Source organism: Chryseobacterium sp. Leaf405, from assembly GCF_001425355.1.
In the GTDB taxonomy this organism is placed as follows: domain Bacteria; phylum Bacteroidota; class Bacteroidia; order Flavobacteriales; family Weeksellaceae; genus Chryseobacterium.
Genome location: NZ_LMQN01000020.1, coordinates 37,347 through 59,772, shown reverse-complemented (window position 1 = coordinate 59,772; position 22,426 = coordinate 37,347). Strand labels below are relative to the sequence as shown.

The following is a 22,426-nucleotide window of genomic DNA, read 5'->3' as shown; positions in this document are numbered from 1 at the left end:
CCTTTAAGAGTATGGAAAAAATCAGAAAAAATTACAGTTCACAGTTTAAAAAGCTTGCGTCTAATCTTCGATTTCAGCCTTAGGAATTTAGCCATAAGAGAGTATCAAAATTTAATGTATAATCATTTCACCCTCAAATTTTCCAGTTTCAGCGCCCTATTTCGTCATCGGATTTAATATTTTCATTTCTTTGTATTAATGATTAATGAAAGAAAAATATATCTTTATAGTGCTTTATTGATTACTCTGATGGTCAATTCAGCAAAACTGATGGCTCTTAATGGTGATGGGATTATTGCCCGTTACTGGCAATTCAATATTTGGGAATATAGTTTTCAGTTTCTGTACAATATGATTTTCTGCCTGGTACTCCTGCATGTTAATCTCTCACGGGGTAAGCTTTTTAATGTATTCAGGGAAAATAGGGAGTGGTTTAAATTATATGCAATCAATACCTTGCTAGTTGTGACAACCATTATACTGGGAAGTGTTATCCATTCTTTACTGTTTGGAACCGTCCAACTTCCAGGAGGAAGAATAAGAGGATATTTTGCACGCTTTTTACTCAGCAGTATAATGATTGCCGTCGTTATCCGCCTTGTACTTCTGATGCGCGAAAGCAGAAATAAAGACCTGATCAATGAACAGCTGCATACCGCATACCTTCAGGCTCAGCTGCAACTGCTTCAGGAGCAGTTAAATCCACATTTTCTTTTCAATACACTAAGCAGCCTTTCGGCTATCGTAAGGGAAGATCCCGGGCTTGCCCAGACGTATATTTTGCATCTGTCTAAAGTTTTCAGATATACATTGATACACTCAGGTAACGAGCTGGTATCCCTGGAGAAAGAACTTCAGCATCTGGAATCCTATATCCAGTTGGTAAAAATGCGGCTTGAAAACACCTTTCAGATTCAAATCAATATCGACAAAGGTATTTTAGATAAACAGATTCCTCATTTGTCACTACAGCCCTTAATAGAAAATGCTGTTAAACATAATAGCGCTACAATTTTATATCCGCTAAGGGTAGATATTTATGAAGAAAATGAATGGCTCATTATCCGAAACAATCTTCAGCCCACCAACAGTGGAACAGAAGGAACCGGACTTGGACTCGCCAACCTGAATGAAAGATACAAGTTACAAACTCGTCATGAGATAGAAATACATCAGACTAAAGAATATTTCATCGTAAAACTTCCGTTGTGATGACACAAAATTTATATATTATAATCATTGAAGACGAGGCAGCAACTGCAAGAAATCTGGAATACATCCTGAAAGATATTAATCCGGATATTAAGATTATTGTAACACTACAAAGTATATCAGAAGCAGTGGACTGGTTCGCCGTAAATGATAAGACTTATGATCTGATATTTTCTGATATAAGGCTTTCGGATGGATTGTCATTTGAAATTTTCCGACAGGTAAACATCTTAAAACCCGTTATTTTTGTTACGGCATATAATGATTATGCCATTGAAGCTTTTCGGAACAATGGTATTGATTATGTTTTAAAACCTTTTGACAAGGATGAAATACAACGAATTCTTCTGAAATACAATACCCTTATTGCTGCTGATGTTAAAAACGAACAGACCAAAACAGCAGCCCTACTGCAAGAGCTACAATCTGCGACAAAGCAATATAAAAAATCATTTCTGATTCATTATTGCGGCAGGCTTATCCCAATCGAGGCTGCCAAAATCAATTGGTTTTACACCGCTAACGAGATTGTATATATAAATATGACGGATGGAAGGAAATATATAGCAGAATTTACACTGGAACAATTGGAACATGAGCTGGATCCCACTCTATTTTTCAGGGCTAACCGCCAGTTTATTATCAACAAAAATGCTATAGATGCTGTTGAATATTTTTTTAATGGAAGACTGCTTGTTAAAATACATCCATTGCCTAAGGAACAAGTCATTGTTAGCAAAGCAAAGGCAACGCAATTTAGAAAATGGTTGGATCAATAATAATTTCACCCCGGAATTTAGCAGGTTCACCCTTTTTTATCTTAACGGATATAATGGGTATTGCTACATTTGTTTCATTAAAAACTAAATTTTTCCAAAATGCTTTTAAAACAAAAAAAACAATGGACTCTACTTGTAACAGCTTTTCTATGTATAGCTTTTACAAGCTTATCGGCACAGAAAAAAAAATTGAAGGACAGCACTCCGGAACAATGCGCAAAGATGCAGACCGAGTGGATGAAAACTAAATTAGCCTTAAATACTACGCAAGTTCAGCAGGTCGCTGCTCTTAATCTTCAATATGCTCAAAAGAATGACCCCGTTATTCAAAGTAATGAAGGTAAGATCTCTAAATTCAAAAAACTGAAAGCCCTTCAGAAAGAAAAATCTGATGCACTCAGCCAAATTCTGGATGCAGAACAATATAAAAAATATCAGGAGCTTAAAGATCAGATGGTTCAAAAACTTAAAGAAAAAAGAAAATGAAAAAACTATTTTATCCATGGGTAATGATCATTTTCATTACCACTTCAGCGTGCTCTCAGAGCAGTAATAACGATAATGATGAAACTGCTTTACAGGCAAGACCCGGTAACAGCCTTCAGGGACCTATACAAAAACCGACATCAGGATACGGTGCAGATGGGAACTATGAAGTAGCAGAAGTTACTTTTAATAATCCTCAATATGCAGGGACAAAAGTTTCAATTTTTTATCCGGAAGGGATCACTTCCCCCAGACCTACCATATTCTTTTCTCATCCGTTTGGCGGTGAGGATAAAGATTATAATATAGAGCTGTATAATTTTATTGCAAAGAAAGGCTATGTGGTGGTATTTGTACCCTACCGTACGATAGATATTAGTATTGATCACCGCTATCAGACCCTATGGGAAGGATTCATAAAGGCTGCCGCAGATTATCCTAACATTATTGATACCCAAAAAGTAGGTTTTATGGGACATTCTTTTGGTGGTGGCGCAAGCATCGATCTTGCCTACAAAGCATTTACAGAAAAAGGATGGGGGCAGAATGGCCGTTTTCTTTTCACCATGGCACCGTGGTATTCCTTTAACTGGAACAGTCCTTTAACCACTCAACAACAATTGCAGAATTTTCCAGCCAATACCAAAATGATAACACAAGTTTACGACGAAGATGATGTTAATGACCATCGAATGGCAATTGATATCTTTAAAAACATCAATATTGCCAATTCTGAAAAAGATTTTATCTATTTTAAATCATCCACCATTAACGGATATAATTACGTAACGGATCATGCTATGCCAAGCTCCCGCAGTGCCTTTGATGCATTAGATTATTATGGAGTCTACCGTCTTTTAGATGCCATGATGGATTACAGTTTTAATGGAAATTCCAATGCCAAAAATGTAGCTTTAGGTAATGGCTCGACTGCACAAGTTACAATGCCTTCCTACAACGGACAATCCATGACTCCACTGGAAGTCACTGATAATCCTATACCCAAGTATCTGCAAGTAAAATATCAGTTTCCTTGCGGAAGCAGCACTAATCCGAGAAGCGGCTATTGTAATTAATTTGTAACAACATTCTAATAATAAAGATAATTGCCCGCAAAAAGGAAAAATATTTACTTAAATAAGAAACAAATTACAACAGCCCATTCAAAGTTTTGAACGGGCTGTTATTATTTAAGGTTAAGATCTTTTAGATTCTGTATCCACCAGAAACTTCTAATCTCTGAGCATTAATCCATTTGGAGTCATCCGAACAAAGGAACGCTACAACACTTCCAATATCATCAGGTAAGCCTACTCTTCCTAAAGCTGCTTCTGCCGCTAAGTATTTATTTACATCCGACATATCACGTACAACACCACCATCAAAATCAGTTTCGATGGCACCCGGAGCGAGTGCATTCACCCGTATTTTTCTGTTTCCGAGTTCCAAAGCCTGATATCTCGAAAGCGCATCCAGCGCAGCTTTCATAGCTCCATACGCAGAATATCCGGAAGCTGAGAATCTTGCCAATCCGGAAGAAACGTTTACAATACTGCTTCCATCGTTTAATAAAGGCAATAATTTCTGTGTCAGGAAATAAGGTCCTTTGAAATGAATATTGGTCATTTTATCCAAAATCTCTTCTGTCGTCGTTTCATAACTTTCATTGATTCCAATTCCTGCATTATTTACTAATGCGTCTAGTTTTGCAGAGTCAAGTTGGGTATCCAAAATATTTTGTACCTCACTTACAAATTGGTCGAAACCTAAAGTAGTAGATATATCCAAAGACAATGCAAATGCTTTTTGTCCAAGCGTTTCTATCTCTTTTACTACTTCATCCGCAAATTCTTTTTTGGTTTGATAGGTAAGGATAATATCGAATCCCTTTTTTGCTAATTGTAAAGCTGAATCTTTACCCAGCCCGCGGCTTGCGCCTGTTACTAATGCTATTTTACTTGCCATTGTTTTTATTTTAAATATTTTTTAGAATTATTTTATTATTTAACTGCTTTTGTAACTAAAAAAAGAGTTAAATGTTTAATTATCAGTTAAGAAGATTCCCTTTGAATTGGTTGGGTGAAATTCCCACTTCTTTTTTGAAAAGCCTTGAAAAATAGGTGGTATTCTCAAAACCTAAAAGATGTGAGATTTCAGCAATATTCAGTTCTCCTTCTGTGAGTAAATTCTTGGCTTCACCAATCAGGAACAGATGGATAAGCTCTAGGGCTGTTTTTCCGGTTTCTTCTTTAAGAAGATCAGTTAAATAGCGTGATGATATATTCAGTTTTTCTGCCATTTGCGACACGGTTGGCAAACGGATCTCTTTTGTTTTTCTTTCTTCAAAATTTTCGTTGAGCAACGTGTGGAACTTTGTTACCGTTGAGCCGGTCAACGGTTTTCGGTTGATAAACTGTCTTCTGTAAAAACGTTGAGCATATTTCAAGAATAAATCCAAATGACTGATAATGATAGATTTGCTGAGCTCATCGGTATTATTGTGATACTCTTTTTCCATATTGAAATATAGATTCCAGATGATCTCCTCTTCCGCAGGTGAAAGATGTAAGGCTTCATTGACTTCATAATCAAAATACCCGTATTTCTTAATTTCGTGGTAAAGGGAAGTTCCGGGTAAAAAATCTTCGTGAATGATAATCAGAAACCCTTTTTCCTCCAGCATCACATTCTGAAACGCAACTTTCTGATTGGGCTTAATGAAAGAGAGCGATCCGAGATCGTGGTCATATTTGGTTTTACCGTAAGACATACTACCCGACTTCAATTTTTTAAATCCGATGATATAAAATCCTGAAGAAAATTCAAGTTTATTGTCTCCTTTGCACATCTCTTTTTCTCCATAAACCAAACTGAAAAGTGGATTTTCCGGTGGTTTGATGCCAAAAGCATTATGCAGGTCGCTGATTTTGGTGAAATGTTCCATTTTTTTAATTTACAGCAGAACTCAAAAAAAGGAGTTTGCTTATTTTTGTATTTGTCTTATCCGTGAGCCTCTACAGAAACATCCTGCCAGGATTCCCAAGTCTTAAGACGTTCCGAATAAGTATGCTGAACCCAGGCGAAAGTATTTTTTCCTAAGAGCAGTCTCAAAGGTGGATTTTCTGCATCAACAAGACTGAAAATTGCGGGAACGGTCGCACTTGGATTCCCGGAATCCTGGTCTTCTGCGTGTTCATAAAAATCTTTTCTTATCGTATCATAATCAGAAATTGTTGAACTAAGTGCCAAAGAATTATTCCCAAAGAAATCAGTTGAGAATCCACCCGGTTCTACAATCGTGACTTTAATGCCGAAACCGCTCACTTCGCCGGCAAGCGTTTCCGTAAGACCTTCCACAGCAAATTTAGCAGCACTGTAAAGCCCCATTAATGGTACTGTGTTGATTCCCAATGCACTGGAAAGCTGAATAATGTGACCTGATTTCTGCCCACGCATTACGGGCAGAATGGCCTGCATCATCCATAATGAACCTAATACATTGGTCTCAAACTGTGCTCTGACATCTTTTTCATTAAGCTCTTCAACTGCTCCAACGTGACCGAAACCTGCATTGTTGATCAACACATCGATCCTGCCAAAGTGGCCTTTTGCATTCTCAACAGCTTCGAAGCTTCCTATTCTATCTATAACATCCAGTTTTACAACCAAAAGGTTTGATGAAAATTCCTGTTTTAATTCTGCGAGTGCTTCAGGTGTACGGACGGCAGCAACCACATTGTCGCCGCGTCTTAAAAATGCTTCTGTCCAGATTCTTCCGAATCCTCTTGATGCACCGGTTATAAAAATTGTTTTTGCCATAATATTATTTTAAATATTTGATATGGACAAAGTTCCGCCAATTCTCAGTTACAAAGATGATACAAAAGTAGGCAAAAATGAAACGTTTTTACAATATCCATTACTGTAAGCATCGAAATTCAAATCAAGTGAATGATGATAATCCAAATAGCTACACAATTTATTTTGTGTGAGGATTTTTATTGAACAATTCTCTGTTAAATTTAACAACATCCGGATGAGAAGGATAATCAGACAGTGCCATTAGTTCAGCAACGGCTTTATCTCTTATCAATGGAGCATCTTCTTTCACACCATCCTTCAACGCATTTTTTAAATCTTGAATATCCAATTCCGTACAGTAAGCCGGCGTTCCCGGCTGATGCCTCCAAGATTCTGAAAGACTGCCTGAATCCACGACATCAAAGCCTACATCATTGACCAATCCGGCAATTACTTTTTTTGCTTCAACGTTATCACCTGCAATGGCCATTGCAATTCTATGGTCTTCACCTGGATTTTTCCCGCCATTTGCAAGTGTTTCGGCCAGTAAATTATTGAACGCCTTGATGACTGGTCTTCCCAATTGTTCAGATACCCAGATACTTTCTACTTTTCCGTTTTTGATTTCTTCAATATCCTCATCACGGAATGGATAATAGTTGGACGTATCTACTATAATCACATCTTCCGGCACTTCCGCTAATAAATTTTCAGGTAAAGTGGAGATTGCCGAAGTTGGAACAGACAGAATGATCACATCAACATCTTTCACAACATCTTTCTGACTGGCCGCTGTTACACCCAATTCTTCAGCTACTTTATTTAGTCTAGTCAAGTCGCCTGAATTATTAATTTTTACAATATGACCGGCTTCTGCCATTTTTTTAGCAATTATACCACCAATGGCCCCAGTACCTATTATTCCTATCCTCATTTTAATTTATTTTACTATTTGTAATAGTGCAAATTTACCAATATTCGCTTTCTTTTTTATAGTCCTTTCCTGAAGGAAAGTAGAATTGATTTTGGATGCCATTTTAACAACCTTACTTTCTTTTAGGAAAGCACTATCTTTTAGTAACCTATTTCTGTTTATTTTTGTATAATAAAATATGATGCTAAAGGGCGATATTTAAAATAATAATGGTTACAAAAAAGAAACTTAAATTATCTGCCGGAATTGCCGGCACCGGCTGGAATTTTACCTCGTGGATGCACAAAGATATGCCTGCTGATGCGGGCGAAAACCTGGATTTTTATATAGAACAGGCAAAAATTGCCGAAGATGCCAAATTTGAGACCTTATTTCTTTTTGATGTAAGCCACGTTGGGCCGGGAAATATTCCGCATTATTTAAGTATGTTCGACGGGGTGACCATTATGTCGGCCATTGCGATGAAAACAAGCCGAATAGGAGTATCTTTTACGGCAGCAACTTCGTATACAGACCCTTACAATATTGCAAGACAGACTTTATCTCTTGATAAAATCAGCAAAGGGTGGGCTTCATTGAATGCCGTCACTTCCAATCCCGGCGGGATGGTCAATTTTAGCCGGGGACATTTGGGAAAAGCCGACCAGTATCCGATGCAGCGTGAATTTTTAGAAATAGTGCTCGGCCTTTGGGATACGTTATGAAGATCATGCTTTCCCAAGGAATAAAGAAACGGGTGAGTTTTTAATTCCCGGTAAAATGCACACGATTAATTACCGTGGCCAATATTTTTCGGTAGACGGACCATTAAATCTAAGCCGCTCGGTACAGGGAAGACCAGTTTTGTATACTGCGGGAGCTTCACCTGCATTTGTAGAAATGGCGGCAACTTACACCGATGGCGCTTTCATACCCGGCTCCAGCTTGGAACAGGCTTTACACATTGCAAATGCGCTGCGAACCAAACTAACCGAAAAGAACAGAGCACCTGAAAATTTTATAGTGGCCACTGCACAGAACCCAATTGTAGCGAAAACCGATGCAGAAGCTCAACAAAAATATCTTGAACAGGTGTCATTAAACAGATACCGGGCGATGCCTGCACCATTATTTTTCGGTTCGGCAGAGCGGGTGGCCAACCAGGTACAGCAATGGTATGAGGCCGGTGCAATGGATATGCTGATTGTCAACCAGGATTACCCAACAGGACTGGCTGATTTTGCAGAATTGGTTGTACCGATTTTACAGGAAAGAGGCATTTTTCACACCGAATATGAAGCAGACACGCTGAGAGGGAACCTCGAATTGCCCAGACCGAAATTCAGAAAAATATAATCACAGGAAAAATTAAACTACCGGAAATTGGGAGAAAATTATTCATAAAATGAAAAACAATATAAAATATTCCATTTTGGAATTGGCAACGGTATCACAAAATACCACCGTCAAAGAAACATTGAATAATAGTCTGGCGCTCGCTAAAGTGGCAGAAGAAAACGGTTATGAAAGATTCTGGTTTGCCGAACATCACAATTCTGAAACAGTTGCAAGCTCTGCAACCGCTGTATTGCTGGGATATGTTGCGGAAAATACCAGCCGGATAAGAGTCGGTTCCGGCGGGATTATGTTACCCAACCACTCCCCATTAATCATCGCAGAACAGTTTGGAACATTGGCGCAGCTATATCCTAACCGTATTGATCTGGGATTGGGATAGAGCACCAGGTACGGATACAGCAACTGCACAGGCCATACGAACTGACTTTATGAAAGCAGCACATTCTTTTCCTGATGAAATTTAGAAAATTGAAAATTATTTTTCTCAGGCCAACAGAACTTCGAATGTTCGAGTTCCCCTGGCAGAAGGGACAGAAGTTCCCATTTATATACTGGGCTCGAGTACCGACAGTGCTCATTTAGCAGCCAAAAAAGGGCTGCCTTATGCATTTGACAGCCATTTCGCTACCACGCATCTGCACAATGCACTGCGTATTTATGAGCAGGAATTTCAGCCTTCCGAATTTTTAGGTGCACCCTACAAAATTGCAGGCATCAATGTTTTTATGGCGGAAACCAATGAAGAAGCAGAAAAATTATTCACTTCGCTGATCGGAACATTTTACGGGATGCTGACTGGAAAAATGCAAAGAGTACAACCTCCAACTGAAATGACCGAAGAATGGCGACAGATCTTTAACCATCCAAGCGTACATCAAATGCTGAAATATTCTTTTGTGGGCGATAAGGTGACCGTTAAAAAACAGGTAGTCAACTTTCTGAGCGAAACAGGTGCCGATGAACTGATTGCTGTCTCATCTATGTATTCATCTGAAGACCGTATCAAATCGGCTCAGCTGTTTGCAGAAGTAATGAAGGAAATTAATGTAAATTTGGCGACAGCTTAATCATTAAAAATGGCTCAAAAAAAAATACACTGCGACTGTCTGGATACCATCAAACCGGTGAGAGATACACTGGATGTCATCAACGGCAAATGGAAAATACCCATCATTATTTCCGTAGGCGTCGGGAATGAACGTTTTACCGATATTCAGGAAAGTATACCTGGCATTACGCCCAAAGTTTTAGCGAAAGAACTTAAAGATTTAGAACAACATAAATTGTTAAAGCGGATTATTATTGATGATTATCCAATAAAGATTTCTTACAAACTCGAGCCTTATGCCGACACTTTGACTCCTCTCATTTATGCTATGAAAGATTGGGGGATTAACCATAAGAGAAAGGTAACAGAATAACTGTTTTTTTTAAGTGGCAGATTATCTCAACATAATAAGAAAGCCAATTTGAAAAGTTATTTCCAGATTGGCTTTCTGTCGATTCGAAAATCTCTAAAGATCACCATTGTTACTAAGTCCGTTGAATTTTAGGAGTAATTATTAGCTGTCAATTTAGATCAATCAGTAAGAACCTGAGTAATAATTTATGCCAAATGGATTCCTAAAATATTAATTCATCAAAATAATTCATCAATGGGGCAGCCTGTCCTTAAAATATCCATACACCCAAGTTCCCACTACAGCACTGGTCAGCGTCACTATTACCGCCAATGCGCCTGTTCCGATCTGCGCAAACAGTGGTCCCGGACAGGCACCTGTAATTGCCCACCCAAATCCGAAGATCAAGCCTCCATAAATTTGTCCTTTGTTGAAAGTCTTAGGAGCAATGGAAATTTTCTCTCCGTAAATGGTTTTGATATTAAATTTTTTGATAATTAAAACTGAGATCATTCCTGTAAGCACAGCACTTCCGATGATGCCGTACATATGGAACGACTGCAAACGGAACATCTCCTGAATTCTGAACCAGCTGATCACTTCCGATTTCACAAATATGATTCCGAATAAAATTCCAACGATAAGGTATTTAAGATTGTGATACCATTTGTGCTGAAGATGGCTTTCGTTAGTGCAAATACCGTTCTTATGACGAATGTCTTTTTCTTTTGTCATTATTAAATACTTTTAGAGTGAAAGAATGAGTGGCAAAATCACGTTTGCCATAAAAAAACCACCAATCATAAAACAAATCGTTGCCACCAAAGATGGCCATTGCAGATTGGAAAGTCCCATTATGGCGTGCCCGCTGGTACAGCCGCCTGCATAACGAGTTCCGAAGCCAACGAAAAATCCGCCGACCACCATCAGGATAAAACCTTTTAACGTTAATAAACTTTTAAAATTCATCAGTTGGGTTGGGACAAGATTACTATAATCAGTAACTCCATAGGTTGCCAGTTCTGATTTAAGATATGGATTGACTGTAATTTCGCCGGGATTCATCAGAAATTGTTCGGCAAGCATTCCGCCGAAGAAAATTCCTAACACAAAAAACAGATTCCAGGATTCTTTTTTCCAGTCGTATTTGAAAAAACTGATATTTGCCGGAATGCAGGCTGCGCAAATATGCCGCAATGATGAGCTTATTCCGAAAGATTTATTGCCTAAAATCAGCAAAGCGGGAACAGTAAGACCAATTAGCGGACCGGCAATATACCACGGCCAGGGTTCTTTTATGATATCTAACATTACTAATATTTTTAATTTAAATTATTTCAAAACTTTACTCTGACAGACGAAATCACTTTTAGGAATATCAGTCTTTGTAATTGCATTAAATCCGCCTTCAATTTCGGAAAAATTTCGGTAACCTCTTGCCTGAAGAATGCTTGCCGCCATCATACTTCGGTAACCGCCTGCGCAGTGAAGATAAAAATGTTCGGTGGGGTCAATTTGTGTCATCCATTCGTTAATATACGCTAAAGGTCTGTTATAAGCTTCATTCACGTGTTCCGAACGGTACTCACTTTCTTTTCGCACATCAATAATTTTCACTTTTTTATTTTTGATTTCATCTTCAAAATCCATTGCAGAAATACGGTGGACAGTATCAATCTCATTTCCGCTGTTTTTCCAGACTTCGAAACCACCTTTTAGAAAGCCGACAACGTTATCAAAACCTACCCTGCTCAATCTTGTAACCGTTTCCTCTTCTTCGTTTTCATTTGTAACTATAAGAATCGACTGTTTTACATCGACGATCAAAGCGCCGGCCCAAGGTGCAAAATCTCCGTTTAAACTAATATTAATGGATTGAGGAATAAAACCTTTCGCAAACTTATCATTATTTCTAACATCAAGAATTAATGCTCCTGAATGTTCTGCCCTCTGCTCAAATTCTTCAGGTGGAAGTGCGTGAAGACCTTTAGACAAAACCTTATCAAAACTATCGTAGCCTTTTTTATTCATCGCCACATTCATCCCAAAATAGGCTGGCGGCGGAAGAAGTCCGTCTGTCACGGCGTTGATAAAACTTTCTCTATCTTTTTGATTCAAGGCATAATTGGTTTTCTTTTGATTTCCTAAAGTATCAACTGTCTCTTTCTGCATATTTTTTCCGCAGGCAGAACCCGCTCCGTGTGCCGGATAAACGATAATTTCATCATCTAGAGTCAGTATTTTTTGATATAAACTTTCATAAAGAAGCCCTGCCAAATCTTCCTGAGTCATATTTTCCGCTTTCTGAGCCAAATCCGGACGACCAACATCGCCGAGAAACAAAGTATCTCCACTGAAAAGTGCTTTTTCTTTCCCATTTTCATCAATTAGTAAAAAACAGGAACTTTCCATTGTATGTCCGGGTGTGTGCAAAACTTTAATTTTGATTTTTCCGATTTCAAAAATCTGGTTATCTTTGGCTATAATGGCTTTAAATTCAGGTTTTGCCGTTGGTCCGTACACGATTGGCGCATCTGTTTTTTCACTTAAATCGATGTGACCGCTTACAAAATCTGCGTGGAAATGGGTTTCAAAAATGTATTTGAGTTTTACATTATCCTTTTCCAGTCTGTCGATATAAGGCTGAGTTTCTCTTAATGGGTCAATGATGATTGCTTCACCATCTGAAACGATGTAGTAAGCGCCCTGAGCGAGACATCCTGTATAAATCTGTTCTATTTTCATTTTGATATTTTTTTATTTTTTAATCTCATACAAATTTCCGGGTTTGCATTTCTCTGTACAGCTACTTTTGTTACATAAGAATTTTAAAGAAAAAGTTCTTTTACGATAATGTATATTCCCATCATTAGAATAAACCATCCGAATGCAGGTTTCAGCTGTTTGCCATCAATTTTCTTTGATAACTGTGAACCGATTAGAATACCGACGATGGCAATTGCGGAGATGGTTGCCAATAAGCTCCATTCAATTCTGACATTATTCATTGAAGTAAAAAATCCGATAAGAGAATTGAATGAAATAATGACGAGTGAAGTTCCGATGGCCACTTTCATAGGGATTTTCAGTAAATTGACCAATGCCGGAATAATCATAAAACCGCCTCCTGCTCCTACCAAACCGGTCAAAATTCCGACAACAGAACCTTCTCCTACCGCCAAAATGGGATTGCTCTTTTTTGAAGGAAAAGCTTCTATTGCTACTTCTGCCCTTTTCTGAATCATTTTATAGGAGGCAATAATCATCAATCCTGCAAAAATCAGAAGCAGGAAAATATCTTTGGTCATCAAAAAATTTCCTATTTTAAAAATTTCATTGGGAATTAAAGGAAGAAGAAAATTGCGGGTAAGGAAAATGGAAATAATGGATGGAACGCCAAAAATTAAAGCAATCTTAAAATCAACCAAACTTTTTTTAAAGTAAGATACAGAACCAAACAGGCTGCTGATTCCGACAATAAAAAGGGAATATTCTGTCGCCAGAAAAGCATCAACGCCGAAGAGATAAACCAGAACGGGAACGGTAAGAATACTTCCGCCACCGCCAATTAATCCCAAGGAAATGCCAATAAAAACCGATGCGATATACCCAAAAACTTCCATTCTTTAAATTTTATGAAGCAAAAATGGAAATAATGACGAAGCTGTACCGCTACTTTTGTTACATAAGAAATTTATATTGAATCTAAGAGTGTAATTTTGTTTCTTCCCAATTTTAGTTTCCCTGAATCTTCCAATTGTTTCAGCAGTCTTGAAACGACTACTCTGGCTGTTCCAAGTTCATTGGCAAGCTGTTCGTGGGTAATGATGATGGTTTTAGATTGGGAGATTTCAGATTTTTTACTGAGAAGATTCAGTAATCTTTCATCTACTTTTTTGAAGGCAATCGCATTGATGATATCCAGTAATTCTTCAAAGCGTTTGTGATACAATCTGAAAATATAATCCAGCCATTCTGGATATTCTTTGATGAAAAGTGAAACCTTGTCGATAGGCAGAAAAAGAATTTCAGACACTTCTTCTACTTCGGCTTTCACAATGCTTTTCTCATTGTGCATCCCGCCAAGAAAAGACATAATGCAGCTTTCGCCAGCTTTGATATAATAAAGTAAAATCTCCCTGCCGTCTTCTTCCGTTCTGATAACTTTCAACAAACCTTTCATTACAATAGGAATAGAGCGGATGGACGCATTTTCATCTAAAATGATTTCGCCTTCCTGATACGTTTTCAGGATACTGTTTTGATTAAGTTTATCCAATAATTCTGGGGAGGAACTGAATTCGGAAGATAAGATTTGATTCATTTTTCATAGAATATCAGACAAATTTACATTTATTTTAATAGCAAAATGGCGGCACTTAAAATAAGTGGCGCCATTTTTTATTCGTTATTTCATATATTTTTATAAAACAACATCACATGGTTGTGGTCTTTCAGCAATTACCCTTAAAGATTTTGTCACATACAATCTCAGGAAACAACGTGGCTCAATATTATATATGGTTTTGCCATATATTTTTACTTCCATCGAACCGTCATTATCAAAGTTATAAATGACTATATGTTGTTTAGGATAAATATTTCTGAAATCAACAGCCATTTTGGTATATTCTCCAATAATATGAATGATCCTGTTTCTGTCATCTACTTCCAGGAAACTATACGAATCTATTAGATATTCATGTGGATCTAATCTAATCGCATAATCTGATTCATCATTAACAATTTCATCTCTTAAAGTAGCCGTATTGCCATTAGGGATAAATAAAGTATCCGGTCTTTCTTCTTCCGATTTAAAATTCTGACTGGCTTTTACAGATCCTTCTACAGTTAATTTATCATTGTAATTAGCTTCTCTCCCCATTCCGAAGAGTTCTCTTTTGGAATTAAAATTTAAACCTTCAAATCCACTATGCTTAGAACCATAAAAATAATATTCTTTTATTTTCGTTGCTAAAGATCTACCCTGCTGAGTATCTATAATCCCTGATTCACTTCCAAAATAATTATCCGAAAGAATTAATCCTGAATTTGTATTGATGGTGAATTCCGTGTTCAATTTTATTGCATTAACAATTCTAGGATCATTTCCTTGAGCTATTGTTCCCGCTACTGTACCAAAGTTAGCACTGAATTGAGTTCCTGTCAGATTGATTCCTTCACCATTTGAATAAGTAGTATTGGTATCTACCCATGGTACATTAACAACCATTTGTTTTGAAGAATTCATTTGGACCCCATACGTTCTTTTTCCTGCAGAATATAAAGAATCTACTGCAACTGTTTGTACTGCGTCACTTATTAATCTAACACCTCCAAAAACAGAAGATGACGCAACTGGTAGCGTATAACTAGCTTGAGTTAATGACCATTGTCCATTTCCATCTTTTCTTAAGTAACCATCTGTTCCCGCTAAGGCTTCAATAGCAGCTAAATCCGGATTATTGGTTGTAAAATTATTTGCAAATGAATAAGCATTAGTCCAGTTATTTATTTGTGTTGATGTTATTCCGTTAGCAATGTGATTGGTAGACATGGCATCAGTTATTCCAAAGCCACCCAAAGTAGTAGGATTAGAACCTCCGGTAATTCTACCTTTAGGATCAACCGTTACCATTTTATAAGAATCAGCTATAACTCCTGTATTGGATAAAGACAAAGAAAAATTTGTATTGGCAGACCCGTCAAAGGTGTTTGATCCACTTACATCTCCGTTAAAAGACAAACTTCTGTTATTCTGCAACTTGGTAGCTGTAGATGCATTCCCAACGAGTCCCTCAACACTTGTTATCTGGTTAGCAGTTATGGGTGTGTGGATCTTATTGTCTGACATCACCAAAACATCAGATCCCGGTTGAATTAAAACTGGTGCGGCATTAGCATCATTATTCACATTACTTATATACTGATTGGCTACAGCCGGTGTAACACTACCATCAGTAGCCGGATTATACATAACCTGCCCTTTTGGAAACTCTCCATTAAATCCTTCAAAAGAAATATTAAATCTACCTGCAAATATATTACCACTGGTTACAGAAGTTCTCGGTGAACCAATAAAAACATTTCGGGCATTTCCTCTTACAAGAATATCCCTAGAGTTGACTGTAGTTCCATTACTTGCTGATGGTCTGCCTGCATTAGTTGATGCACAGTTGATTAAATTAATACCCTGACCACCCGTAATTACATAACTCGTTCCTCTAAATAATCCCACGTTATCAGAACCTACATCTGAAATAGACACAACGGTAGTACCGTCTCCGGCTAATGTCGTAATATTTGTATTGGGCACAGTAGCACCCCTATTTCCATTACTTTCCGCACCACATGAAAGAAGAGTGACATTGAAACATCCACGAAGCCAATAACCATTACCACTAAACTCTGCAGCACACGCATTCATAACACTATACGAATGAGCGTAAAGAGCATAAGCTGTTTTATGGGTTGATGATACATAACAGTTTTCAATTCTCATGGAAGTTCCTCCGTTTATGAAAATACCGTGACCGCCGCCCTGAGATATTCTGACATCCTTTATGCTGCCTAAAATAGGTGTATCTAAATAAATAGCATGTGCTCTGGTCCCATGAATAAGAAGATTTTCAAGGATGATATTTGATATTGTATTACCTCCTCCGGTCGTTCCGGGATTTGATTTTTCAATATAAATACCTCCAGATCCGTCGATAGGTTTGGTAGCACTATCCTGCTGAGCATCATAGTTTGTGGTTCTAACTCCCGTTATATCCATATTGGATACTGTGATAACGTTCTGACCTCGAGCATAAAAATGATAACCACCATTACCATTAGGGTAAGTAATATTGGTCGTTACAATTCGGAGATCTTCACGAGAGCTTCTTCCCGTTCCATAAAATCTTACATTGGATGCATTGATGTTAAATATATTGCCTGAACCCAAAAAGTTTATAATTCCGGCAGGAAATTTTATATTAATTGGTTTAGTAATATTAATACTGGAATTAATCGTATACGAATCTGGTGCATCGAAGGGTGTATTAAGTGCGTTAATAGTATCGCCGTTATTCGCAGAATTAATAGCCTGCATTAATTTTTCCCCAAAATTTCCTGTAAATTCTGATAATGTGATTTCAAAACTTGATGGTAATTGATGAGCAGGCACTATCCCAGCAGCACTTAAGCTAGGAACACCGTTAGGTATTCCTATCAACACATTAGGTATATAATCTGAGAGCTTTGAGTTTAACTGTCCTAAATTAACCGAATGACTATTTAATGTTGCATTCGGAATAACCGGACTATGAGTGAAGGTTTTTGTATCAGCAATAGTTTCAACACCGTTTTTTCCTACAAACTGATTTAATGATTCAGATTTAGTATAATAATTTAAGAGATCGCTATTTGATAAAAATTGACCATTTGCCCACTCCCTAGAAGCGAACATTTCCCAATTAGATTCATTGTTTGACCCTGAGAATGTTTTGAAATAAATCTGACTAGCCAAACCACCAGAAAAAATATCAAACCCTCTTTGGTCGGCAGCAGACGAAAATCTCTCAACTCTCATACCCATCCCGAAATTCGTTGGATAATTAGCAGAACCAGCTGATGTAAAATATGGTGCCATTTCCATCCTTAAAGAACGAACGAATGCATCAGGTCTGCTTATAGGCAATATCGTCTGTAGAGTAGCTGATGTCCCCCCACCCGAAATATTAATAGTACCTGCGTTTGTAGTATTGGTTGATAGATTCTGTACAGCAGGTATTGCTTGTGTTTGTAAAACACCACTTGCCGTTGCAACAACCATTCTTGTACCTATACCTCCTAATGCAGTAGCTTTTAATACATCGGTATCACCTTCCCACCCAAAAAAACCATCATTACCATTAACAGTTCTATTATTGAGCCATTTATGTAGTCCCCAACTAGCCATTGAAGCTACTGTTGAACTGCTTGTACCGCCAATACCAAAAGTTTGGTTATTCGCAGACCAATTATGTCTTAAAATCATTTCTGCTCTTGACGTATTGGTTGTTGTAGAAATACTAAAACCACCTCGGTCTCTTGCAGTTAAGGAAGAACCGCCAACCTGTCCTTGTAAATTAGCTGAAAAAGTAGGACTATCAATCCAAAAATATCTGTTTGGCAAAGCTAAGTTAGGATTGTTTCCTATTGCAAAAGTATTACTATCAGCTAATCCTATATAATGACTTGCTGTATTGAATCCCATAGCAATACTATTGTTAATAGTATTATCCGGCCTTAGTATGGTTAGGCTATTAGCTGCGGCACCATTTAATGTTAAATTTCCTGATGTTGTTTTATTCCCTGTTAATCCAGATTGAGCAGAATTTGAAGTAATATAGTTTGAAGCTAATTGAGTAGCAGCCCACTCTCTTGAAGCTAATCGCTGTAATGGGATATTAACCAATGTAAATCCAGTGGTATCAGTTATAACGGATGATGCCCAACCGCTCGCCCAATCTAATGCACCGCCGGTGTACTTAGTGTCTATCCTTTCGATTTCATAAGATGGATAATTTCCCCAAATTGTAGTAGGTTCTCCAATATTAATCACCATCTTACCCTCCGGATCAAAGCCTACATTCACTACATCCGTCATGAAGTTTTCACTACACCATATTTGACCCGCCTTTCCCGCTGTTGCATGTATTCCGGCTGATAAGGTTTTATAAAAGCTTATTCTCAACTCTGCGAAGGTACCATTTGCATAACAATACATTTTAATAGTCACATCAAACATAGTTGCAGTGGATGCCGGTGGGGTAACACTGAATGATAATATTCCTGTTTGGGTGACGGCAAATGAGCCATTATAAACTTTATTGTGAACCCTTTCAAAATTATTTCCTACTCCGATCCTTGTTAATGATTTTCCTAAATTATACGTTGCATAATCATTAATATCCACCGAACCGTCTGCCTTTAAAAATTGGGCAGCAGTACCTCCTACAACTTTAAAGCCTTTCGAGGAGCTGTAGAAGGAATATTTGATATCACTCATATTACAAGTCTTTTCTGGTTACAGTGATTGATACTGGATTCGGCAAAGCAGAATCAAACTCAATATCTATTTTATTCGGATCGGTTAATTTTATTCTGCCATCGATTTTGTAAAATGTCACAGTATCATACATTGTTACATCCACATTTCTAGTTCCTAAGTTATGTCCTACAGTTGCGGTTCCGGAAATAGCTGTGCTGTATGATTTTAAAACATTACTTCCAGTAGTCACTCTACCTTTAGAATCAACTGTAACCTGATCGTAATTACCGGCAACTACACCAGTATCGGCTAATGTTAATGCTGAAGTAACATTTCCGGAACCGTCGAAGGTAACATTCCACGTTCCGTCACCTGTAGCAGAAATAGTTCTCGCTGTTGTCAGTTTTGCTGCTGATCCGGTAGTACTGATTGATGCAGTTCCTGTTAGTAATGTCGCAGGAACAGCGGTAACCGGGATTGCAACATTTCCGGAACCGTCGATTGTTTGTGTTGTTGCAGTAACTCCGGAAAGCGTTATAGTTCTTGCTGCAGTCCATTTTGTAGCAGAAAGAACACTTTTTGCTGTATCGGCGGTGTTATCGACATTCGGTAAACCAATATGAGACTTATTAAGAACCACAACACCAGTTTGACCGTTAACAGAATCTACAGCACCGGAAGTGATATAAACGAATGTTGTTCCGGTCCATCGGTACGTTTTATTAGTATCAAGAGATACATAAATTTTGCCTGTTTCCCCAGTGATAAGATTAGTATATGCCGCTTCTTTGTAAAACTTTCCGTCTGCAGCTCTATAATATCCTTCCAAAACATCATCCACATAAGATGGCAATTGAGATGCAGGCACCTGTCCTGATGCATCCAGCGCAGCAACTCCATTTGCTGCCCCTTTTTGTGATAACGGAACATAATTAGCCAAATCTGATGAAGTGGGCATAGAACCCAAATTCACTGTTATCCCGTTGGCTGTCTGATTAATTCCAGTAACCACATTCCCGGTACCTGAAGTAGTAATTGGCAAAGAAAATGTGGTTCCCGCCAATGTCAAACCATTACCTGCACTGTAGGTTGTATCGGTAGCGGATAATGAGATTGTACTCCCAGTTTGATTAATCGCTATATTAGAACCTGCTGCAAGGGTAATATCTCCAGATACTAAAGAACCGGAAGCCCCCCCTTTTAAACGGGTAATTGTATCAGGTGTTGTAAATGATCTGTTTGCCGACAAATCATAAGCGGTACCATTAATTGTTAAAGTTCGTGTTTTCGGTACATAATCTAACGGATTTAAATTCCCATCATGCCAAAAAGAACTGATCGACCGCGTGTTACCACCGGCTGTTAAAATATCATTGTCGGTTTTCCCTTCTATTTTGTATCCTACAGAACTTCTGTAATAAGCATATTTAATATCCATAATTTATATTTTTTTAATTGTTAACTGAATCATATTTGGGGGTATTGAGTCGAATAGCACTTCAATATTTTTTGCATCTATTCGTCTTATTTTCAGGGGCATTGTAAACATTGTAACGGTGTCGTAGGCATCAATTACAAAGTTTAATGTATCAAGATCATGTTTTATTACAGAGTCCCCCTGAACCCTCTGTTCGTGTGTATTTTTTCCGGAAGCAACTTCGTTTTCAATATTTTGAATTTTATCATATACCAAATCATTAAACTGATTTTGATAAGTGACTGCGCCCCAGTTTGAATAACTTTTTAAGAGTTTGATTTTATCATCCGAACTACCGATGAGGCCTTCCTTAAGTAGTTCTATCTGCTTCCTGTTTTCTTTGATGTAGTTCACGATTTCCTGAAGTTCATCAAGATTTACATCGTCAGTAGCAAGGATTTTATTAATGCTGTTAATACGTTCAAGCAATTCATTATCCTTTGCCTGAAACATATTCATAATTTGCCTGATTTGCTCTTTCGTATAGACATTTCCGGTCTCTTCACTTCCGTCTACAGTAGCTGCTAAATTGATTTTTAATTTTTCTTTCCATGCATCTACATTGGCAGCAGTAAGATTGGAAGCGTTAAGTTTTGCCAACACAAAATCATGTGCATTCTCATCATTTAGATGATTTGTAAAAGTTTGATTTAAACCTTCTACATCAGCCATTTTAATTTTTTCCTCTATATGACGGAATGAAGAGAAAGTTTCCTGAAACTGAGATTGTGTAGGAGTATCACCTTTTTCAAACCAGCTAAATATTGTTGTTAATGGTACTGCCATAATTATTGGAAATTAGGTTTGACTTTATCTTTTGTTATCATAAAATTTTGTTTTGTGATTAAATTAATTATCTAAATTCTTCATTTTTTTCCTCTATTTTTTTTTAAGTGTTTTACAAAATCTTATTTCGAAAAAAACAGATCAGCTTCCGCTTTTCTACGTTTGATTAAACCGTTCAAAACCTTACCGCCAGCGGTAATATATCTTGAAATAAACCAATCTTTAATAGTTTCTGAATTTGCTTTTTTATTAATGAGAGAAAATAAAGTATCAGAACCTCCGGTATTGTATGTATGCGATACCAGTGCATCAAATTGATTTTGCGTGAGGGAAACTTTAATGTTACTGTTAACTATTTTCTCATAAGTTGGCAGAACCGTAGCGAATAATTCGGCACCTCTTTCTTTGGTAATTGAAGAATCTTTCATCGTCACTTTTTTACCACCGGGATAATAGGTATTTCCATAACCGATTGTCGGTATTCCTGCTGAATCCAAATAAGGTTTGGAACTGAAACCTTCAAATAATAAAATTAAATTTATTCCTTTTTGTGATGTTTTCATTTCTTAAAATATTTATAGATGAAAAAGAGGAGTATTAAAGTGATTCCCAAGATGGTAACGAAAACCCATACTGCGATTTCAAAACCGGTTATTTTTACTTTTTTTGTTTCTTCAGAAACTACCGAAGTCTTTTCTTTGATCAATTCTTTTGAAACAGCATGTTGCGCTGCATCCTGAAAAATATTTGTAACTTCTTCTTTTTTATTTTCAGTCTTTTTGTTTGATGTCTTTGCATAATGATTATTGATTGAATACTCTGCATTTCCCATAATAGAAATACTCTGGATGGTATCAGTCCCAACAACATTGTGAAAAACAAAGGGAGTGGATAGATCAGATTTTCCTTTAATCAATAGATCCCCTGATATTTCATTTTTCTTTTCGTTGAATGAAACACCGGCATACGAACTCTGAGCAGATTCTACTCTCTGTAAGCTTAAAGAATCAACTTTCACTTTTTCAGTTTCCTGTTTACTTTCTTTGGAAACGGTAGTAATTTTCTGTTTGCTTCTACAGCAGCCCATTAGAAGGCCACTGAATATGATCAGTAGCAGAATTTTTGCTTTCATGGCTTTATTTTTAAAATTAAACGGGTTTACATCTCCGGTTTTGTGATTTTTTTACTCTTTTA

Annotated in this window: 21 protein-coding genes and 1 pseudogene; 8 read left to right on the top strand and 14 right to left on the bottom strand. The window is 37.4% G+C overall.

Annotation, left to right across the window (positions count from 1 at the left end; genetic code table 11):
• The first annotated feature begins 198 nt into the window (after positions 1–198).
• The 4 genes from ASG22_RS19660 to ASG22_RS19645 all read left to right on the top strand — a co-directional run bounded on the left by ASG22_RS19660 (position 199) and on the right by ASG22_RS19645 (position 3,553).
• Positions 199–1,212, top strand: coding sequence for a sensor histidine kinase (locus ASG22_RS19660; RefSeq protein WP_055988288.1), 1,014 nt, complete (start codon positions 199–201; stop codon positions 1,210–1,212).
• Entirely contained in the window at positions 1,212–1,991 is a 780-nt protein-coding gene (locus tag ASG22_RS19655) for a LytR/AlgR family response regulator transcription factor (RefSeq protein WP_055988286.1), read from the top strand. Before ASG22_RS19660 ends, ASG22_RS19655 begins: the two co-directional genes overlap by 1 nt.
• Positions 1,992–2,090: 99 nt before the next feature.
• Positions 2,091–2,477: a hypothetical protein gene (locus ASG22_RS19650; RefSeq protein WP_055988285.1), complete on the top strand. Its 387-nt coding sequence runs from the start codon at positions 2,091–2,093 to the stop codon at positions 2,475–2,477.
• Positions 2,474–3,553, top strand: a complete 1,080-nt coding sequence (locus ASG22_RS19645; protein WP_055988283.1) for a lipase — start codon at positions 2,474–2,476, stop codon at positions 3,551–3,553. The genes ASG22_RS19650 and ASG22_RS19645 overlap by 4 nt, the downstream gene beginning before the upstream one ends.
• A 130-nt stretch (positions 3,554–3,683) precedes the next feature.
• Here ASG22_RS19645 and ASG22_RS19640 read toward each other — a convergent pair whose 3' ends face one another.
• The 4 genes from ASG22_RS19640 to ASG22_RS19625 all read right to left on the bottom strand — a co-directional run bounded on the left by ASG22_RS19640 (position 3,684) and on the right by ASG22_RS19625 (position 7,212).
• Complete coding sequence (locus ASG22_RS19640; RefSeq protein WP_055988281.1) at positions 3,684–4,442, bottom strand: SDR family NAD(P)-dependent oxidoreductase; 759 nt, start codon at positions 4,440–4,442, stop codon at positions 3,684–3,686.
• Between the two features lie 82 nt (positions 4,443–4,524).
• Complete coding sequence (locus tag ASG22_RS19635) at positions 4,525–5,421, bottom strand: helix-turn-helix domain-containing protein (RefSeq protein ID WP_055988279.1); 897 nt, start codon at positions 5,419–5,421, stop codon at positions 4,525–4,527.
• A 56-nt stretch (positions 5,422–5,477) separates the two neighbouring features.
• Complete coding sequence (locus ASG22_RS19630) at positions 5,478–6,296, bottom strand: SDR family NAD(P)-dependent oxidoreductase (protein WP_055988277.1); 819 nt, start codon at positions 6,294–6,296, stop codon at positions 5,478–5,480.
• A 160-nt stretch (positions 6,297–6,456) separates the two neighbouring features.
• Positions 6,457–7,212, bottom strand: a complete 756-nt coding sequence (locus tag ASG22_RS19625) for an NADPH-dependent F420 reductase (protein WP_055988276.1) — start codon at positions 7,210–7,212, stop codon at positions 6,457–6,459.
• A gap of 209 nt (positions 7,213–7,421) precedes the next feature.
• Here ASG22_RS19625 and ASG22_RS21225 point away from each other — a divergent pair, with 209 nt between their 5' ends.
• The 4 genes and pseudogenes from ASG22_RS21225 (at position 7,422) to ASG22_RS19610 (ending at position 9,971) form a co-directional block, all read left to right on the top strand.
• The gene (locus ASG22_RS21225; protein WP_202966708.1) at positions 7,422–7,916 is read left to right on the top strand and encodes an LLM class flavin-dependent oxidoreductase; all 495 of its coding nucleotides are present in this window, start codon (positions 7,422–7,424) and stop codon (positions 7,914–7,916) included.
• A 55-nt stretch (positions 7,917–7,971) separates the two neighbouring features.
• Complete coding sequence (locus tag ASG22_RS21220) at positions 7,972–8,547, top strand: LLM class flavin-dependent oxidoreductase (RefSeq protein WP_202966707.1); 576 nt, start codon at positions 7,972–7,974, stop codon at positions 8,545–8,547.
• Between the two features lie 49 nt (positions 8,548–8,596).
• A pseudogene (locus ASG22_RS19615) lies at positions 8,597–9,617 on the top strand (LLM class flavin-dependent oxidoreductase).
• Between the two features lie 9 nt (positions 9,618–9,626).
• Positions 9,627–9,971, top strand: a complete 345-nt coding sequence (locus ASG22_RS19610; protein ID WP_055988274.1) for a winged helix-turn-helix transcriptional regulator — start codon at positions 9,627–9,629, stop codon at positions 9,969–9,971.
• 231 nt (positions 9,972–10,202) lie between these two features.
• On the opposite strand, the gene ASG22_RS19605 is transcribed toward ASG22_RS19610, so the two are convergent.
• The 10 genes from ASG22_RS19605 to ASG22_RS19560 form a co-directional block, all read right to left on the bottom strand.
• Positions 10,203–10,685, bottom strand: coding sequence for a DUF6691 family protein (locus ASG22_RS19605; RefSeq protein WP_055988272.1), 483 nt, complete (start codon positions 10,683–10,685; stop codon positions 10,203–10,205).
• Between the two features lie 12 nt (positions 10,686–10,697).
• A complete protein-coding gene (locus ASG22_RS19600; RefSeq protein WP_055988270.1) occupies positions 10,698–11,261 on the bottom strand; it encodes a YeeE/YedE family protein in 564 nt (187 codons plus the stop codon).
• 21 nt (positions 11,262–11,282) lie between these two features.
• A complete protein-coding gene (locus tag ASG22_RS19595) occupies positions 11,283–12,695 on the bottom strand; it encodes an MBL fold metallo-hydrolase (protein WP_055988268.1) in 1,413 nt (470 codons plus the stop codon).
• A gap of 83 nt (positions 12,696–12,778) precedes the next feature.
• Complete coding sequence (locus tag ASG22_RS19590; RefSeq protein ID WP_055988266.1) at positions 12,779–13,573, bottom strand: sulfite exporter TauE/SafE family protein; 795 nt, start codon at positions 13,571–13,573, stop codon at positions 12,779–12,781.
• Between the two features lie 71 nt (positions 13,574–13,644).
• Entirely contained in the window at positions 13,645–14,274 is a 630-nt protein-coding gene (locus ASG22_RS19585) for a Crp/Fnr family transcriptional regulator (protein ID WP_055988264.1), read from the bottom strand.
• A 99-nt stretch (positions 14,275–14,373) separates the two neighbouring features.
• Complete coding sequence (locus ASG22_RS19580; RefSeq protein ID WP_055988261.1) at positions 14,374–18,987, bottom strand: right-handed parallel beta-helix repeat-containing protein; 4,614 nt, start codon at positions 18,985–18,987, stop codon at positions 14,374–14,376.
• Between the two features lies 1 nt (position 18,988).
• On the bottom strand, positions 18,989–20,407 hold the full coding sequence (locus ASG22_RS19575; protein WP_055988259.1) for a hypothetical protein: 1,419 nt from the start codon (positions 20,405–20,407) through the stop codon (positions 18,989–18,991).
• Between the two features lie 3 nt (positions 20,408–20,410).
• Positions 20,411–21,232: a hypothetical protein gene (locus tag ASG22_RS19570; RefSeq protein ID WP_055988258.1), complete on the bottom strand. Its 822-nt coding sequence runs from the start codon at positions 21,230–21,232 to the stop codon at positions 20,411–20,413.
• Positions 21,233–21,354: 122 nt separating this feature from the next.
• Complete coding sequence (locus ASG22_RS19565; protein WP_055988256.1) at positions 21,355–21,795, bottom strand: lysozyme; 441 nt, start codon at positions 21,793–21,795, stop codon at positions 21,355–21,357.
• Positions 21,792–22,364 carry a hypothetical protein gene (locus ASG22_RS19560; protein WP_055988254.1) on the bottom strand — a complete coding sequence of 191 codons (573 nt, stop codon included), beginning with the start codon at positions 22,362–22,364 and terminating at the stop codon, positions 21,792–21,794. The genes ASG22_RS19565 and ASG22_RS19560 overlap by 4 nt, the downstream gene beginning before the upstream one ends.
• Positions 22,365–22,426 lie beyond the last annotated feature (62 nt).